The 16842-nt window shown below is 70.1% G+C and carries 18 protein-coding genes and 1 pseudogene; 9 read left to right on the top strand and 10 right to left on the bottom strand.

All coding sequences use genetic code 11. The features are described from left to right. Window positions 1-108 precede the first annotated feature (108 nt). Window positions 109-2685, bottom strand: a complete 2577-nt coding sequence (locus ACFY3N_RS21810; RefSeq protein ID WP_390818350.1) for a D-alanyl-D-alanine carboxypeptidase — start codon at window positions 2683-2685, stop codon at window positions 109-111. A 343-nt stretch (window positions 2686-3028) separates the two neighbouring features. On the opposite strand from ACFY3N_RS21810, the gene ACFY3N_RS21805 reads away from it, so the two are divergent. From ACFY3N_RS21805 to ACFY3N_RS21795, 3 genes are all read left to right on the top strand, one after another. After that, entirely contained in the window at window positions 3029-3784 is a 756-nt protein-coding gene (locus ACFY3N_RS21805; RefSeq protein WP_390818349.1) for a GPP34 family phosphoprotein, read from the top strand. A 443-nt stretch (window positions 3785-4227) separates the two neighbouring features. Beyond that, complete coding sequence (locus tag ACFY3N_RS21800; RefSeq protein WP_390818348.1) at window positions 4228-5085, top strand: helix-turn-helix domain-containing protein; 858 nt, start codon at window positions 4228-4230, stop codon at window positions 5083-5085. Window positions 5086-5311: 226 nt separating this feature from the next. Beyond that, window positions 5312-5503, top strand: coding sequence for a DUF397 domain-containing protein (locus ACFY3N_RS21795; RefSeq protein ID WP_390818347.1), 192 nt, complete (start codon window positions 5312-5314; stop codon window positions 5501-5503). 158 nt (window positions 5504-5661) lie between these two features. Here ACFY3N_RS21795 and ACFY3N_RS21790 read toward each other — a convergent pair whose 3' ends face one another. The 3 genes and pseudogenes from ACFY3N_RS21790 to ACFY3N_RS21780 form a co-directional block, all read right to left on the bottom strand. Then, window positions 5662-6171 carry a glutathione peroxidase gene (locus ACFY3N_RS21790; RefSeq protein ID WP_390818346.1) on the bottom strand — a complete coding sequence of 170 codons (510 nt, stop codon included), beginning with the start codon at window positions 6169-6171 and terminating at the stop codon, window positions 5662-5664. A gap of 53 nt (window positions 6172-6224) precedes the next feature. Then, a pseudogene (locus ACFY3N_RS21785) lies at window positions 6225-6535 on the bottom strand (SAM-dependent methyltransferase); the annotation flags it as partial. Between the two features lie 136 nt (window positions 6536-6671). After that, the gene (locus ACFY3N_RS21780; RefSeq protein WP_390818345.1) at window positions 6672-6956 is read right to left on the bottom strand and encodes a DUF4190 domain-containing protein; all 285 of its coding nucleotides are present in this window, start codon (window positions 6954-6956) and stop codon (window positions 6672-6674) included. Between the two features lie 176 nt (window positions 6957-7132). Here ACFY3N_RS21780 and ACFY3N_RS21775 point away from each other — a divergent pair, with 176 nt between their 5' ends. Next, a complete protein-coding gene (locus ACFY3N_RS21775; protein WP_390818344.1) occupies window positions 7133-7504 on the top strand; it encodes a hypothetical protein in 372 nt (123 codons plus the stop codon). A 240-nt stretch (window positions 7505-7744) separates the two neighbouring features. Then, window positions 7745-8029, top strand: coding sequence for a hypothetical protein (locus tag ACFY3N_RS21770; RefSeq protein ID WP_390818343.1), 285 nt, complete (start codon window positions 7745-7747; stop codon window positions 8027-8029). Between the two features lie 29 nt (window positions 8030-8058). On the opposite strand, the gene ACFY3N_RS21765 is transcribed toward ACFY3N_RS21770, so the two are convergent. Both ACFY3N_RS21765 and ACFY3N_RS21760 read right to left on the bottom strand, forming a co-directional pair. Next, complete coding sequence (locus ACFY3N_RS21765; protein WP_390818342.1) at window positions 8059-8571, bottom strand: DUF6584 family protein; 513 nt, start codon at window positions 8569-8571, stop codon at window positions 8059-8061. A 205-nt stretch (window positions 8572-8776) separates the two neighbouring features. Continuing rightward, window positions 8777-9523, bottom strand: a complete 747-nt coding sequence (locus ACFY3N_RS21760) for a hypothetical protein (RefSeq protein WP_390818341.1) — start codon at window positions 9521-9523, stop codon at window positions 8777-8779. Between the two features lie 661 nt (window positions 9524-10184). Between ACFY3N_RS21760 and ACFY3N_RS21755 the strand changes: the two genes are divergently transcribed. Continuing rightward, the gene (locus ACFY3N_RS21755) at window positions 10185-10505 is read left to right on the top strand and encodes a hypothetical protein (protein ID WP_390818340.1); all 321 of its coding nucleotides are present in this window, start codon (window positions 10185-10187) and stop codon (window positions 10503-10505) included. Between the two features lie 59 nt (window positions 10506-10564). On the opposite strand, the gene ACFY3N_RS21750 is transcribed toward ACFY3N_RS21755, so the two are convergent. Continuing rightward, window positions 10565-10975 (bottom strand): VOC family protein, encoded by a 411-nt coding sequence (locus ACFY3N_RS21750; protein WP_166025966.1) that lies wholly within the window; start codon window positions 10973-10975, stop codon window positions 10565-10567. 76 nt (window positions 10976-11051) lie between these two features. Then, window positions 11052-11411: a helix-turn-helix domain-containing protein gene (locus ACFY3N_RS21745; RefSeq protein WP_390818339.1), complete on the bottom strand. Its 360-nt coding sequence runs from the start codon at window positions 11409-11411 to the stop codon at window positions 11052-11054. Window positions 11412-13017: 1606 nt separating this feature from the next. Between ACFY3N_RS21745 and ACFY3N_RS21740 the strand changes: the two genes are divergently transcribed. Both ACFY3N_RS21740 and ACFY3N_RS21735 read left to right on the top strand, forming a co-directional pair. Beyond that, window positions 13018-13482 (top strand): helix-turn-helix domain-containing protein, encoded by a 465-nt coding sequence (locus tag ACFY3N_RS21740; protein WP_390818338.1) that lies wholly within the window; start codon window positions 13018-13020, stop codon window positions 13480-13482. A 13-nt stretch (window positions 13483-13495) separates the two neighbouring features. After that, window positions 13496-14050 carry a PIN domain-containing protein gene (locus ACFY3N_RS21735; protein ID WP_390818337.1) on the top strand — a complete coding sequence of 185 codons (555 nt, stop codon included), beginning with the start codon at window positions 13496-13498 and terminating at the stop codon, window positions 14048-14050. Between the two features lie 345 nt (window positions 14051-14395). Here the strand turns inward: ACFY3N_RS21735 and ACFY3N_RS21730 are convergent, their stop codons facing one another. Together ACFY3N_RS21730 and ACFY3N_RS21725 are read right to left on the bottom strand one after the other, a co-directional pair. Continuing rightward, window positions 14396-14620: a cold shock domain-containing protein gene (locus ACFY3N_RS21730; protein WP_081236054.1), complete on the bottom strand. Its 225-nt coding sequence runs from the start codon at window positions 14618-14620 to the stop codon at window positions 14396-14398. A 374-nt stretch (window positions 14621-14994) separates the two neighbouring features. After that, window positions 14995-15933, bottom strand: coding sequence for an alpha/beta hydrolase (locus ACFY3N_RS21725; protein ID WP_390818336.1), 939 nt, complete (start codon window positions 15931-15933; stop codon window positions 14995-14997). A 107-nt stretch (window positions 15934-16040) separates the two neighbouring features. Here ACFY3N_RS21725 and ACFY3N_RS21720 point away from each other — a divergent pair, with 107 nt between their 5' ends. Beyond that, window positions 16041-16676: a TetR/AcrR family transcriptional regulator gene (locus ACFY3N_RS21720; RefSeq protein WP_390818335.1), complete on the top strand. Its 636-nt coding sequence runs from the start codon at window positions 16041-16043 to the stop codon at window positions 16674-16676. Window positions 16677-16842 lie beyond the last annotated feature (166 nt).

Raw genomic sequence — 16842 nt, 5'->3', positions numbered from 1 at the left:
AAGGCACTCCCCGTGTCCCGTCTGCTTGCCCGTTTCGTGACGCTAGCACGCAGCCCGGCGGCCGTCGCCCGGGGTGGGCGGCGGCCGCCGGCTCCGTACGCTCCCGGATCAGGTGAGGCGCGTCAGCCTGTCCGTGAAGCCGGGCTCCACCAGGTCTTCCCGCAGCGCGACCGGCACCTTGACCGCACCGCTCGTGCCGTCGCCCACGGTGAGCGTGCCCACCTCGGTGCCGGCCTTCGCGATGTGCGGCAGCTCGCCCCCGGCGAACGTCAGCTTCACCGACAGGCCCGCCCAGCCGACGGCCTTGACGTCCTCGGTGACGGCGACGGGCGTACGGCCGCCGAGACCGTCGTCCGCGTATCCGACGACGGTGCCCTTCTTCAGGATCGTCGCCGAGGTCAGCGCCTCCTGGGCGGCGCGCAGCGCGGGCTTGCTGACCTCGTTGACCGTCTTCAGGATCGACGGGCCCTTGTGCTGGCCGAGGATCGCGCCGACGACGATGACCGTCTGATCGCCCACCTCCTTGCGGGCGGCGAAGAGCAGGTTGCCGCCGGCCTTGGTGGTGGAGCCGGTCTTGATGCCGATCGCGCCCATGGTGTAGGGCAGCTCGTTGTAGTTGGTCCAGTACTTCCCGGTCGGGTCCGTCCAGCTGGCCGCGCTGGTGATGGCCACCATGGCCGGAATCCTCATGGCCGCGATGCCGAGCTTCGTCTGGTCCTCGGCGGTGGAGACGGTGGTCTCCTTCAGCCCCGAGGGGTCGGTGTACGTCGTGTTGGTCATCCCGAGCTCCTTGGCGGTGTCGTTCATCTTCTTGACGAACGCCTCCTCGGAGCCCGCGTCCCAGCGCGCCAGCAGACGCGCGATGTTGTTCGCGGAGGGGACCATGACGGCCGACAGCGCCTGCTTCTCGGTGAGGAAGTCGCCGGCCTTGACGGTGTTGAGCGTGGACTCGCCGTCCTTGTCGTAGCCGCCCTCCTCCTCGGCCCTCGCGTCGACCTCGATCTTCGGGCCTTCTTCACCGGGCTTCAGCGGGTGCTCGCGCAGGATGATGTACGCGGTCATGGTCTTGGCGACCGAGCCGATGGCGACCGGCTTCTGCTCACCGAAGTGGTCCATCGCCCCGATGCCGTCGCCGCTCATCCAGCCCTGGCCCTCGTCCGGCCAGGGCAGCTTCACCTGATCACCGTCGAAGGTGTGGGTGTCCTCCGCGGTGAGCACCAGGGTGGGATTCGGCAGCGGGCGTACGGCCTGCACGATCGCAAAGACGATCACGAGGAGCACGACCAGCGGCGCCCAGATCTTGACCCGCCGCACGGCCGTCCGCAGCGGGGTCTGCGGGGGCGGCGGGGTGTTGGTCAGCTCGGCCAGCAGGTCCAGCGGCGGCTTGGGCGGCAGCGGCTGCTGCGTGGTCCGCTCGGGGCCGACCTGCGGGAGCGAGGTGGTGGCCCCGGCGGGAGCGGCGGGAGCGGCGGGCGGCTTGCGCACGCCGAGGTCCTCGTCCCGCTTGAGCGCCACGAACTTGCTGGTCCGCTCGGCCTCGGTCTCGGCCGCGCGGCCCGCGGCGCCCAGCTTGAGCATGGTGGTGGGCTGGTCCACGGCCGGCGCGGAGGGCCGCCCGGTCCGGAAGACGGCGGTGGGCTGATCGACGGGCCCCCCGGCCTTCGGACGGCCGCCCCGGCCCTCGCCCTTCGCACCGCCGGTCCCGGGGGCGTCGTCCGCCGCCGGCCCGTCCCCGGGCTCGTCCTCGTCGTGCCGGTCGTCCTCGGTGTCCTCGTCGTCCTCGGCGGAGGCGCCGTCGGCCGCCCCCCGGGCCCCCGGGACCGGCCCCGCGGCCGGCACGTCCCGCGCGGCGTCCCCGTCCCGTGACGGGGAGCCCGCGGACCCGGGCACGTTCGTGTCCTTCCCGCTGTCCCCGGGCCCGCCCCCGTCGCGGGGAGTCCCGCCCGGGGAGGCGGTGGTCCCGGACGCATTCGCGTCCTTTCCGTTGTCCCCGGTCCCGTCCCCGTCGCGGGGCGTCCCGCCCGCGGAGGCGGCGGTCCCGGGCGCGTCCGTGTCCGTACCGGCGTCCTCGGGGCCCTTCCCGGCGCGGGGGGCGCTGTGGGCGGAGGCGGCGGGCTGCGGCGCGTCCGCGTCCGCGTCGGCCTCGGAGACGGCCTTCCCGGCCTCCTCGGGCCCGTCCTGGCCGCGGGACGCGTCGACCGCGGGCTCCGGCGCGTGCGTGTCCGTGCCGGCGCCGGGCCCGTCGTCGGTGCGGGACGCGCCGGCCGTGGCGGTGGGCGTCCCGCTCCCGGCGTCCTCGGGGCCGTCCTGGCCGGTGGAGGCGTCCGTCGCGTCCCCGGGAGCGCCCTCGGCCTCGTCCTCCGGCCCCGCGGCGGCAGCCGTCCGCCCGGAGGCGTCCTCGTCCGCGGTGTCCGCCCGGCCGGACTCCGGCTCCGCCCCGGGCCCGTCCTGGGCGCCGGAGGCGCCGGACTCCGGCGCCTTTGCGGCCGTACCGGCCCCGGAGGCGTCCTCCGCCCCGTCCGTGTCCTCGTCCGCCTCCGCCGGGCGGACCCACGCGGCCGCCGCCTCGCGCAGGCGGCCGGACTCCTCGCCCCCGCCGGCGGGCGCGTCGTCGCGCGCCGACAGCACACGGGTGGCCGCGTCGACGTTCCCGCGGTCCTGCGAGGGCCCGGCCCCGCGGCTCACCGCCCACCGGGGATCCCGCTTCCCGGGAACCGGACCCGCGCTCCCCGACGTCGGTTCTTCCGACGACTCGCGCTGCTTCGACCTGTCGGGGGACTCGCCCGCCACCGATGCCTCCTCCATGTGCCGCACGCCCCGCGTGCGCCAACCGAACCGTGAACCGCCCGCCCGTGACGACGCTCCGCAGCGCTGTCCGAACCATGTACCAGTGTCCTGTGTGCGGGCCCGCCCCACGTGGTAGACGAGAACGACATACTCACTGGTTCCACTACGAACCGGTCACGCACTCTCGACAGACCAATGTGAGAGGGGTCACCCTGTCATTCATCCACGCGGGGAGGCATGGATGGGCAGGAGCCGCAGAACACTTCCGGAGGAGCTTCTGCTGCTGGCACTGGACCCGACCACGGGTACCACTGCACAGCCGCAGTCGCTCGACCTGGGTCTGGCCGGAGCACAGCTAGTGGAGCTGGCGATGGCCGGACGGATAGCCCCAGACGGGGATCGTATCGCCGTGGTGGTGCCACGGCCGACTGGAGACCCAACACTGGACTGCGCGTTGGAGTTGCTGCGAAGGCGCGGCGCTCCGGTACGGGCGGTCCACTGGATCGGCGGGCCGCGTCTCGGGCTGCGCCAGACCTACCTCTCGCATCTGGAGCGGTGCGGCATGGTGCACGCCGTGGCCGGACAGATGTGCGGGGTGCTGCCGACGACTCGCTACCAGGCGACGGACACCGAGATCAGCCGGGAGATCAGGGCCCGGCTGGACTCCGCGATCCGCACCGGCGTCCCGCCGGACCCGCGGACCGCGGCGCTCGCCGCACTGGCGCACGCGGTCGGCCTCGGCAAGCACCTGTACCCGGGGAACGAGGGACGCTCCTCGCGTTCCCGGTTGCGGGACCTGATCCGGCACGACCCGATGGGCGGACTCGTCGCGCACGCCGTGATGGACGTCCAGAACGGCGTGGCGGCCCAGCCGCGCCGCAGCCCCGCTCCGGCAGGCCGGCAGGCCCCCGCCGGCGGCCGGGGCGCACCGGAACCCGCCCGAGGCGTTCCGGCGCAACCGCACCGCGGATCCATGGCACGCGCCGCGGTCCACTGAGCCGTACGTCCCCCGGCACCAGCGGCACGGCACGGCCGACGGATCCACGGCCCACAGACCCGGTCACGGGAGCCGCAGTCCGAGCGGGGGGGGGGGGGGGCCCCCCGGCGGGCCCCCCCCCCCCCCCCCCCCCCCCCCCCCCCCCCCCGCCGCCCCCCCCCCCCCCCCCCCCCCCCCCCCCCCCCCCCCCCCCCCCCCCCCCCGGCCGGGGGGGGCGGCCGCCGGGGGGGGGGGGGCCCCCCCCGGGGCCCCCCCCCCCCCCGCTCGGCGCACCCGCGGCCGGCCCCGGCGCGCGCCCACACCCGCCACCACACCGCGAAGCGGCGTGTGCCCGTCGTATATCCACCATTTCCCAGCGACGGGAAGCGCCTTGGTGGCAGTCTGCTCCACAGCAGACACGCAAAGTGGCAAGTACGAGGCACGCAGCCGGAGGTGCACGTCCCGTGGCGTCCAATGTCAATCCCACCGTCAGGCGACGCCGGCTGGGCCAGGAACTGCGCCGGCTCCGCGAGGTCAAGGGCATGACCGCCGAGGAAGTGGCGGAACGGCTGCTGGTGTCGCAGTCGAAGATCAGCCGCCTGGAGAACGGCAGGCGCAGCATCAGCCAGCGTGACGTCCGCGATCTGTGCGGGGTCTACGAGGTGGAGGACCAGCGGGTCGTCGAGTCGCTGATGCAGATGGCCAAGGACTCGCGCCAGCAGGGCTGGTGGCACGCCTTCGGCGACATCCCGTACAGCGTCTACATCGGTCTGGAGACGGACGCGGAGTCGCTCCGCGTCTACGAACCCCAGATCATCACCGGCCTGCTGCAGACCCGCGCGTACGCCGAGGCGATCGTCCAGGGCGGTTCGCCGGAGTCGTCCGGGCAGGACAACGACAAGCGGGTCGAGGTCCGGCTGCGCAGGCAGGGCCGGATCACCGCCGAGAAGGACCCGCTGCGGCTGTGGGTGGTGCTGGACGAGGCGTCGCTGCACCGGGTCGTCGGGAGCCGGCAGGTGATGCGGGAACAGCTGGAGCACGTCATGGAGCTCTCCCGACTGCCGCACATCACCGTGCAGGTGCTGCCGTTCGAGGTCGGCGCGCACGCCGGCATCAACGGCCAGTACTCGATCCTGGAGTTCGCCGACGCGGCCGACTCCAGCGTCGTCTACATCGAGGGCGTCACCAGCGACCTGTACCTGGAGAAGCCGCACGACGTGCAGAAGTACACAGTGATGTACGAGCACCTGCGGGCCCAGTCACTGAACGTGGACCAGTCCCGGCAGCTCGTCGAGCGCCTCGCGAAGGACTACGCGCGCTGAGCACCGACCGGGAGGCGGCGGGATGTTACACCGCTGATATGTCGGGCTGGAAGTCTCACCTGGTATATGCCACTCGGTCGAGTGAACGATTGCTCCGAAGCACGATGAGGGCGAGTAGCGTCGATCACGCCAACCACCAGCGGGGGTCGGCGACATCCGTTCTGCGGGTCCACGCCGGAACGCGCAGGCCGGTGACAGCAACTCAGCATCTGGCTACGGAGCGAACATGGCAATTCGTCTGGGCGCCACGGAAACGTGGACGACGTCCTCCTACACCAACAACAACGGCGCGTGCGTGATGGTCAGGTCGACCAGCGAGGCGGCGCTGGAACTCGGGGACACCAAGGTCCCCGAGGGTCCGAAGCTGGCCTTCCCCGCGGACGCGTGGAGCGCCTTCGTGGCCTCGGTCAAGAGCTGACCGGTCCGGCGACCGCCCCCGGGCGTCACCGGACCGCCGTGCGCACCGCCGACGGGGCCCTCTCGACCGGTTCGCCGTCCCCGCCGAGAGGGCCCGGCCCGCGCCCTCTCGGCTCCACCCGCACCGCCGTCCCCGGGCCCCGGGGGCAAGGCCGACGGTCAGCCGATCGCCTTCTCCACCGCCGCCACGACCTCGGCCGACTCCGGCTCGGTCTGCGGCGCGAACCGGGCGACGACCTCGCCGTCCCGCCCGATCAGGAACTTCTCGAAGTTCCAGCGGATGTCCCCGCTGTGCCCCTCCGCGTCGGCGAAGCCGGTCAGCCGCTCGTACAGGGCGTGCCGCCCCTCCCCGTTGACCTCGATCTTCTCGGTCATCGGGAAGGTCACGCCGTACGTCGCCGAGCAGAACTCGGCGATCTCCTCCGCGCTGCCCGGCTCCTGCCCGAGGAACTGGTTGCAGGGCACGCCGAGCACGGTGAAGCCCTGCTCCGCGTACCGCTCGTGCAGCCGCTCGAGACCGGCGTACTGCGGGGTCAGCCCGCACTTGGAGGCCACGTTCACCACGAGCACGGCCCGCCCCGCGTACTGGGCGAGCCCGGCGGAGCCGCCGTTCAGCGCGCCGATCTCGACGTCGAGGGGAGAGGCGCCGTTGTTCTCCGAAATCGTCATGGACGGGAGCCTAGTCCCGGGGCGCCCGGGTTCCCCGCCGTGCCGCCCGGTGGTCAGGGCTTGCGGCCCACACCGCAGTACGCGTCCACGGACGCCGCGTCGCCGCCGTCCCCGTCCGGCCGCCACCGGGGTACCCGCACGACGCCCGGCTCGACCGGTTCCGGCCCGTCGAAGAACCCGGCGATCTCCTCGACGCCGCGCACGTGGTACGGCACGGCGCCACTGGAGTCGTACGCCTCGGACGCGGCGATCGTGCCCTCGCTGGTGACCGTACGGTCACCGATCACCGGATGGCTGCCCGGGGGAGCCCCGCCATGAGCCGGCGCACCAGATCGCGGGCCTGTCCGTGGTCGGCCACGTGGCCGCGCGGGCCTGCCGGGTGCCCGGCCCGGAGACGGCCGGGGCGACGGCCCCGACGTGCGGCGCCCCGGCCGGCACGAGCTATGCGGGTGGGTACCCGGTACCCACCCGCACGCCGCGCTCGTCCTCCCGCCGGGCCACTAGCCGCCCACGTACCAGCCGAACCCGCCGTTGTTCGCGGCGACGAGCAGCAGCACGAGCCACAGGACCACGTCGACGACGCCGAGGACGATGCCCGCCTTCGCCATCCCGGCGCCGTTCCCGGCCGCCTGGCGGCGCGCGACGGCACCGAAGACGATGGCCAGCGGGCCCAGGATGATGTTCAGGACGAACAGGCCGACGACGCCGCAGCACAGGCTCGCGATCGCCAGGCCGTTGGTGCGCGAGCCGGAGGACGCGGCGGAAGAGCTGCCGTAACTCGTCATGGGATACTCCCGGTTGTCGGTTGCACGGACCGAACGGGCCGCAGTTTCCTTACTCTTGACTTGCTTGTCCGAATGCCCCCTCGCGGGGCTCTCATGTCGGCCGGCCGTGCGGTCCGTGTCCCGCCGGATTCCCGTCGAGCCCCCCGAGGGGAACGACCGGCGGGCAAGATGGCCTCATGACGAAGTCACTCGCACAGAAGGTCCGTCGTCCGTCCTCCGGTTCGGTGCTGTCGCTGTGGTCGCAGGACTCCGTGCTGTCGATCGGCTCGGTGGGTTCGGTGCTGTCCGTGGGATCCGTCGGGTCGGCCCTGTCGGTCGCCTCGATCGGAAGCGCCCTGTCGGTCGGATCGATCGGGTCCTCCCTGTCGCTGATCTCCACCGGCTCATGGATGAGCACGGGATCGCTGTTCTCCGCACACTCCCGGTGGTCGGTGCTGTCCTGGCGTTCCAAGCACGGTTTCCTGACGGTGGGAGCGGTGGGGGCGGCGGCCGGGGGCGTCCTGCTGCTGGCCCACGCGCTGCACAAGGCGGACACCGGCACCGCGTGACCCGGGCCGGGCAATCACCGACTTCGTCCGCGGGATCGGCCCGCGGACACGGGAACGCCTGGAGGAACTCTCGGACCAGGAGCCGCAGGGCATCGTCGCGGTCTGCGACGACCTGGACCCGAGATCCTGCGCACCGGCCTCTCCCCGGACGGGACCGAGGCCGACGCCGAACTGTGGCTCCCGGTGGAACGGGACCGCGGCTGAGGCCCGTTGGGGAGGTGAGTCGGTGATACTGGGCCGATGCCGGGGCAGCGCGGAAGAAGACGACAGCAGCGGGACGAGGGACGGCGGGCCGCTGCCCGCTTCGCGCCCGAAGCGGGTCACTGGGAGGTGCTCTTCGAGACCCGGGACGAGTCGGAATGGCACGCCCACCTCCGCCGTCTCCGCGCGTCGGACACGCGGATCGACTGGTCGGCGACGCGGGTGGACCGGCTCTGCGGGCGCCTGACCCGACCGACCACCTTCCGCCTGAGCCTCTTCGTCCCGAAGTCCGCGCCCGACCCGGACCAGGACTCCTCCCTCTAGCGGCACGCCTGTGCCACGCCCCGGACGGGTCAGCCGAAGAGGGCGATCAGCCCGTTCACCCAGATCCCCAGCATCGCGAGGAACACCACCAGGCAGCCGGCTCCCGCCAGGAAGCCGGTGAACCCGCCTGCTCCGGTGCCCGGTCCGTCGTCCGGGGCGGAAGGCCCCGAGTCCCAGTCCACCGGGTGCCCCAGGGCCTCGGAGCAGGCGGTGCGCACCGCAGCCAGCTGCTCCACGGCGAACCCGGACGGGGCGAGGGACTCGGGACCACGCCACGCGAGCGCCCTCATGCGCTGCTGGGGGGTCCGGTACCTCGCTTCGAAGGCGGAGGTCTCGTCCGCGTCCCGGTCCTCCTCGAGGTACATCCAGCGCCCCGCTTCCGCGGGCTCACCGTACAGCCGATACACCTCCGCCAGGCGACGGCGGAGCGTCAGGTCACGCGGGTAGGAGGAGACCAGTCCGCGCAGACGCTGACGCGCCACGGGCACGCGACCGGCCGCCAGGTCCGCGTCGACCCGGGCGAGGGTGGCTGTCAGGGGCATGAACACATGATCGACCAGGAGAGAGGGACGTCTCGACTCCTTTTCGCCGGCTTCATCGGCTTCGCAGTCTTCGTGGCCTTCGCAGGCTTCGCCGACCGAGCGGTCGGCCTCGGACCGGTGAGGCAGGGGACCGAGCACGCGGTACGGCAGTGTCACCGCGCGGCCGGGTGCCTGCGGCCGGCGCCGTTGAGGTCACACGCGGACGTCAGCCCGCCGCCCCGCCCGCGAGAGCGGTGGTCTCCTCGGCCGGCGGGGTCTCGATGGACACGGGCCGATCGACGGCGAGGAAGGTGACGGTCAGGTCGAGCGGCCCGCCGCCGGTGCCGGCCTGCCCCTCGGCGGGCTCGGATCGCATGCGGAACTGCTTGGCGTGGTCGTCACCGTCGATCCACAGATCCATGGTGAGCGTGTCGGAGACGCCCAGCCCCATGAACTGATCGAGGCCCTCGATCAGGCGTTCCCGGGTCGCTTCGTCCACGGCGCCCCTACGGGCGGCAAGCAGCCCGCCGCCGGTGACCGTTCCCTTGTAGTGCCTGGTCCTGGTGCCGTCGACCGTCTCGGTCCCGATCATCGCCAGGTCCTTGGACCCGGTCAGGAGCGTGGACTGCACGAGAGGGCTTCCCTCGATCTGACGGGGCAGTACGCCATGGGACTCGTTGTCCACCGCGCCGCGTCCCCAAGCGGCAGGGGAGGCTCTGAACCAGCGCTTGCCGTCCGGCTTCCCGGAGCCGACCGCACCCCCGCCGACGTACATCACCTCGTCGACGAACCGGACCTCCAGCCGGCCGCCCCCGTCCTGGCCGGCAGCGCTCGTCCTCATCTGCATACGCATGGCCGGCGGTTCCGTGCTCATGGACGCCTCGGCCTCCAGACGACCCTTCTCCGGCACGGTCCCGGTGATCCGGTAGTGGAGCGACCTGATGTCCTCGGAGTTCGCCGCCGCCTTCGCCACGGCCGTCGCGGGTGTCCCTTTGGACGGGTCTCCACCCGAGGAGTCACTTTCGGCGCCTCCTCCGCAGGCAACCGTTCCCCCGGCGAGCAGCACGGCGACGAACGCCACGCCCGCGACCCCGCGCGGCAGGCAACCACGCACTGAAGTTCTCACGATTCCCCCGGAATCAGATGGCCGGCCCATGACCGACCCGTACCAGGACCGCGAGCGTATCCCGGCACGTGCCCTGTGATCCGCCGGATCCCTCTCAAGGCGCCGAGCTGACGAAATGCGCCGTGATGCTTCTCAGGTGCGCGCAGGGTTCCCCGGCCTCATGTGTGCCGGATCCGTTCCGGGCGGCAACCGGGCCGATGACGAGCAGCCGGACGCCGAGTGATCTGCCTGCTCGACACCAACGCCGTCGCCGAACTCACCACCCGGGCGAAAGCGTGATCACCATAGACGGAACGCCGTGCGCACGGTGGAATCCCCCATGGGGGCCATCCTGGCGTTCCCTGTGGGCCTGCGGTAGATCGTTGCTCGTCCTTGCCCGCTGCCCGCTGCCCGCTGCCCGCCGCCCGGCTGCCCGCCGCCCGGCTGCCCGCAGCGCGCAGCCGGGCGAGGCCGCCACCGGCGGAGCCAAGACGGCGGCCCCGCCGACAAGGCCGCGCGCACCCGCGCCGTGCGCGGGCTTGACGCGGTCGCGCACCACCTGGAGCACTTGGACGAGACCTTCGATCACGCCGTCGTCCACCACGGATACACCAGCCACCTGCGCGACTACGAGGTCATCGTCTACATGACGGCGGATCCCCGCACCGACGTCGAGCCGGCGTATCCGCGGTATCTCTTCCGGTACTGCGTCGAGTCCTGGTGCGAATCGTCCGTGCTGCCGGAGACCTGGCGTGTCTCTTCGAACGACCGCCTCACCGACCATGAGACCGGTGTCGACCTCGACGGAAGGGAAGGAAGACGTAACGCACCGGCCGGACAGGGATGCTGAGGTACGACTCCGTCCGGCTTCGCTGATGTCAGCCGTGGACGTCGAAGTGCCGGAGTGCTTCAGGCCTTCGGCTGGGTGAAGCGGATGCGGTTGCCGAAGGGGTCACGCAGACCGCAGTCGATCCCGTACGGACGCTCGGTGGGCTCCTCGGTGAACTCCACCCCCTTCTCGAGCAGCGTCTCGTAGGTCTTGCGGCAGTCGTCCGTGGTGAGGATGAGCCAGCCGCCCATGGCCCCCTTGGTCACCAGCTCGCGCACCTGCTCCGCCGTCTCCTCCGACATCGCCGGCGCACCCGGCTTCTCCAGAAGGATCTGTCGCTCGGGGCGACCCGGTACGCCGACGGTCAACCACCGCATGAAACCCATGTCGACGTCTGCGGTGATTTCCAGGCCGAGCTTGCCGACGTAGAAGTCGATGGCCTCGTTCTGGTCGAGGACGTATATCTGTGACTGCGTGATGGCGTTGAACATGACACTGACACTAGTGATCGGCCAGGACGAAAACTTATCCAAAACTGCTCAGCGGACAAGACGTTCTGTCGATCGGTCAGGCATGCGGCCGGGTCCACGCCATCGTGAAGCACGTCGGCACGCCCACGGCAACCGCTTCCTTGCGGTACGTCCGGGGCGACCGGCCGACGATGTCGCGGAACGTCCGGCTGAAGGTGCCCGGGCTGGTGAAGCCGACCTCGAAACTGATGTCCGTCACGCTGTGGTCGGTCTCCCGCAGCAGGAACATCGCCCGTTCCACGCGGCGACGCTGCAGGTAGCGGTGGGGTGTCTCACCGAACGTGGCCCGGAAGGTACGCGTGAAGTGGGCCTGCGACACGTGTGCGACGCGGGCCAGGGCGGGGACGTCCAGCGGCTGCGCGTAGTCGCGGTCCATCACGTCACGCGCTCGGAGCATACGGCGATTGGTCTCTTCTGCAGCGCGGCTCACGGCACCATCTCATCACGGTCCACCCGAACAGGACCCAGGACGACGGAGCTTCCAGGACTTCCCAGGCCACCACTCACCCCAGCCCCCATTCACCCCAGCCCCCATTCACCCCAGCCCTCATTCACCCCAGCCCCCATCCCGTCCGCCTGGGTCGACGGCAGACGGGATGGGAGCTCCCCGCGCCCGCCACACTCGGCCGGCACCCGCGAGCGGCGCCCCCGCCATTTCGGAGCCTGAGCGCCCCCGCCGGAGGCATGTCCTTCACCGCGGCCCCGGCCGCGCGGTACTCGCCTTGCAGCCCGGCCCCATCTCGTCGTGGGCGCGCGTCGGCGTAGCGTGCGCGGAGCGGGCCGGATGCAGGAGCGCAGCCGGGCTCGACGGCTGGGGCCAGCACGCGGGAGCTGATGACTCGCATGGGGCACAGCAGTTCCCGGGCCGCACCGGTCTACCAGCAGATGACCAGCGACCGGGCCATCGCCGATCGGCTCGGGACCATGATCCGCAGCAGTGGAGGAAACGCCCCTGTTGAGTAAGGGGGACGCACACACCATGGCCTTCTCTATCGGTCAGGCACCACCCATCTACGGCGAGACGGCGGGCTGCAGGGTCCGCCAGAGGCGGAATCATGGCTGATCGCGGCTGGTACGACGACAGTGACTGCACAAAGCAGTCCAGCGAGCCGGACGAGCGACACGGTCCGGCCGGTCAGCGATCGCCTGGACTGCAGGAGCGCTCGGCTGTGTGCTGATCACCATCGCCGTTCCCTGTGTGGTCGCGGTCGTCGCGTGCCTCTTCGATGTAGTGGCGAGCGATTACTGAGTAGCCACCAGGCACGGGTGCGGTCACTGGTCCTCCGAACGCTCCTCGGGGATGTGGACTCCAGTGGCACGCGTGTGGCACGACCCCGGACACGACGAAGGGCCGGCCCGGGAGGAACCCCCTCCTGAGCCGGCCCTTCTGGCTGTGCCCCCGGCAGGATTCGAACCTGCGACACCCGCTTTAGGAGAGAGGCTGGGTGATCTCGGGCCTGAGCTGCGGATTCGTCGGCCGGGGAAGCAGACGGCTACTCGACCGCAAGGCACCGGTGTTGACCGTGGCTGCCCCCTGCATCTGGCACGGTTGTGGCACGAACCTCAGCCGACGACAGTCAGCCCCGACGCCGGGCGCGCCGATTGGCCAGGCGCGCGTATGCCTCGCTGCACTCCCACCGAGCTCAGCCATGTTGTCGGGTGCCGTCGGTCAGTCCTTCCAGACGCATTGAAGCGTGCAGCACCCGAGGCAGGGGCTAGCAAGCGCGCACCCTTCGGGCCTCAACGATTCAGACAGGCCAAAGCGACACTCCGAAGCCAAGCCGGCGCCTACTGCCGACAGCACCTGCCGTAGGGGCTGGCCTGTATGCGACGGACCGCATGACCGTGCCAGCCGGGCTCTGACCTGCCGCTTCGTGCCCGTGCCAGGGCAGGAGAGGCAGACCGACCGAGTGAACTTCAGTCAATCGGGGACGTTACCCCAGAGCGGCTTGCGTTCGCTTCGTCTGTTGCGAATAATGCGAATAGGGTAATGGAGGGACGCTATGGGTACTGCCATGGGCAGGAAGATCGAACCGGGCGTGGTCGATGCGCGCGACGCACAGCGGGCACTCCGACGCATCAACGACTACCTGTCGCGCACAGCTCACAGTAACGAGGACATCCAGGTCCACCTGGAAACCGGCGCAACCGACGAAGCTCTCGTGCTGCCGCGACCGGTGGCAGAGATGTTCGCGTCGATGCTGGCTGCTCTTGCCAACGGGCAGGGCGTGCAGATCATGCCTGTCGACGCGGTGCTGACGACTCAGCAGGCCGCCGACATGCTGAACGTTTCCCGTCCGTACTTGATCGGGCTCCTGGAGTCTGGCGAGATCCCTTACAAGCTCGTGGGACGTCATCGCCGCATCCGTTTCGCAGACTTGCGCCAGTACTTGCGTGAAGACGACGCAAAGCGCAAGGAGGCAGCCGACGAGCTGATGGAGCTGGACCAGGAGCTGGGACTTCTCTGACATGGCATTTGTCGTGATCTACGACGCGTGTGTCCTGTACCCGAACACGCTGCGTGATCTGTTGATCCGTGTCAGTTTGAATGGTTTTGTGCGGGCCAGATGGACTGACATGATCCTCGATGAGGTCGATCGGAACATCGCACAGGACTACGGCATCAGTCCCGCCAAGTTGCAGCGTCGGAGGGCTCTCATGAACGGGGCCATCCGCGACTGCCTGGTTACGGGCTTTGAGCCCCTTATAGAGGGGCTCAAGCTCCCAGACCCGGACGACCGCCACGTGTTAGCTGCGGCCATCCAAGCCGGCGCCCAGGTGATCGTCACGAACAATCGCAAGGACTTCCCGCCGGACTACCTCAACAACTGGGGTATCGAACGGAAAGAGGCCGATGAGTTCATAATGGACCTCATAGGGCTGGACGATCGTGTCGTGTACGCCTGTGTCCAGGAGATTGCCACTTCTCGGCGCCGTCCGCCGCAGACCTTCGAGGACGTGTTGGGTCAGCTGGAGAGATCGGGTCTCACCGAGTCCGTGGCTGCTCTACGCCTCGGACCGGGAGCTGTGAGCTAGCGGCTTTGATGTTCGGAGCCGAGCACTCGGCCATCGTGCTAACGGGCTGGGTGCTTCGCTGTGCAACCTACCGTCACTGGTCGCTTCCAGCGCGCCGCCTCCACGTAGTGACACGCCTGTGGCACGACCCCTGAAACACCGAAGGGCCAGCCTGGGAGGAAATCCCTCCTGAGCTGGCCCTTCTCGTTGTGCCCCCGGCAGGATTCGAACCTGCGACACCCGCTTCAGGATTTCGATCACCTTGGCGCACGACGTGCCGAAACGGGGCTCAGCGGTCGCTCGTGGGCCCGATCGTGGCCGCTTCGGTGCGCCATCGTCCGTTGTCGTTGATGTCGGCTGGTGATGTCAGGCGGGTCGAGGAACGATGTTCACGGCACGGTAGCTGTACCCGTCCTGTTTGAAGCCAGGGGCTTCCCACTGGAGATCTACTTGCTGTCCCGGCGACAGCGTTCGGAAGCCCTTCACTTGGATGTGGGAGAAGTGGCCCCAACATCCGCCGGGAGTCTCGGGGGAGTCGAGCACGCCCCACCCTTCCTCGTCGTGCCACTCGCGGACAGTCGCAGTCACCATGAGGGAACCTTACGGCTCCGTCTGCGCCGGCATACCGGGGACCTCAGCTTGGGAAGCTCAGAGCTGCACGACCCCGGACACGACGAAGGGCCGACCCGGGAGGAAACCCTTCCTGAGCCGGCCCTTCTCTCTGTGCCCCCGGCAGGATTCGAACCTGCGACACCCGCTTCAGGAGTTCGGTCACTGCCCGCTTTGGACGCCGTACTCGACTGGTGCGATGGCCGGACAGGGTTGTTGGTGTACGTCCCCGTCCGGTGTCGTTGATGTCAGCCGTGGATGTCAGAAGCCTTCTGATCCGTAGCTCTATGTGGATCGGTCGGTCAGGGGGCATGTCAGCCGCCCTATGGTTCACAGGGTCTGCCGCACAGGCCAGGTCAGTTGAAGGCTGTGGCCACCGCGTCCGCGAGCTGGTTCAGTACGTCCCGCGAGAGTTGCACCGAGCCGGTGAACGAGAGGAAGCCGTGAACGGCTCCCTCGACCGGGAGGTGCTGGACCGGCACGCCGGCGTCGGCCAGCTTGCGGGCATAGTGGGCGCTCTGGTCGCGCAGGGGGTCGTTCTCGGCGGTGGCGATGACGGCAGGAGCAAGTCCGGCCAGTTCCTGGGAGCGTGCCGGCGAGACCCGCGGGTCGGCGCCCTGGTCCGGGGTGCTGAGGTAGGCACCCCAGAACCACTCGAGGTAGGAACGGGAGAGGACCGGGCCCGCCATGTTCTCGTACATCGAGGGGCTGTCGTCGAACCGGTCGACCGCCGGGTAGGCGAGCACCTGAAGCATGATGCGAGGTCCCCCGCGGCGCAGGGATTCCTGTGCGAGAACCGCGGCAAGGTTCCCGCCGGCGCTCTCGCCGAACACGGCGATGCGCTCTCCGTCGCCCCCGAAGCCGGGGGCGTTGTCCGCAACCCAGGTCAGCGCGGCGCAGGCGTCGTCGACCGCGGCCGGGAAGCGGTGCTCGGGTGCCAGCCGGTAGTCAACGGAGACCACGATCGTGCCGGAGCGGCTGGTCACGGTGCGGGCGATGTTGTCCTGAGTGTCCAGGTCACCGAAGACCCATCCGCCGCCGTGGAAGAAGAGCGTTATGGGCAGTGGCCCGGCGCCCGGCTGAGTGAAGGGCCGGTAGATGCGGACGGGTATGTCGCGGCCGTCGGCAGGCACCGTGGTGTCCCGGACGTCGGCGACCGGTACGGGATAGCCGGCCAGGGCGCCGAAGGCGCGCCCGAACGCCCGGTTCTCCGCCACCGTCAGGGTTTCGGGGGCCGGTCCGCCTTCTGCGGCCACTTTCTTGAGCAGGGTCTCGATCTGGGGGTCGAGGGGCATGGCACTCACCTGTCCGAAGAGACGGCCACCCGGGATGGAATGACCTTTCCAGGATCATTGGTGGAGCGTAGTTGGAATGTCAATTCCAACTTGGGTAGCGTGGGCATATGAGCGCACCAGCGAAGGCCGGAGAGTCGAAGGGGCAGCGGCTCACCAAGGGCGGCCGCAAGACCCGCGAACGCATCATCGAGGCCGCCGCGGAACTGATGTTCCACCGCGGCGTGGGAGGCACGAGCATCCCGGACATCCAGGCGGCCGCCGGGGTCAGCGCGTCGCAGATCTACCACTACTTCGGCGACAAGCAGGGCCTGGTCCTGGCGGTCATCGACCACCAGACGGACACCCGGCTCGCCCAGCAGCGTCCGCTGCTGGACAACCTGGACAGCATCGAGGCCCTGCGCGAGTGGTGCGACAGGGCAGGGAGTCGGCAAGACGCAAGAGGATGCGAAGGCGGCTGCGAGATCGGCTCGCTCGCCGGCGAACTCGCCGACAGCGATCAGTCGGCGCGGACCAGACTCGTCTCCGCCTTCGACCGGTGGGAAGGCCCCATCAGGTCCGGACTCGCACGCATGCAGGCGCGGGGCGAGCTGAGCGAGCGCGCCGATACCGCCGCGCTCGCCACCGCTCTGCTGGCCGCCATCCAGGGCGGCATGCTGCTGTCCCAGGTCCGCCGGTCGAGCACCGCCTACCGGCAGGCCGTGTCAGCGGTGATCGACCATATCGAGAGCTACCTCGTCCGGTAGCGGCTCGCGGGCGCCAGCTCACCACTAACACCCTTTGACCTGCTGATGCAGCGTCCAGAAACAGGCACTAACCTCGGGCTTTCGCGAGGTGGAGTGTCCGAGGCTTGATCAAATAAGCGGAGAGTGCTCCTGACCTGCAACGATGGGACTTGTCTAGGGTCCTGTT

The sequence above is a fragment of the Streptomyces sp. NPDC000348 genome (assembly GCF_042898795.1).
In the GTDB taxonomy this organism is placed as follows: Bacteria; Actinomycetota; Actinomycetes; order Streptomycetales; family Streptomycetaceae; genus Streptomyces.
This window is presented reverse-complemented; position numbering and strand designations above follow the sequence as displayed.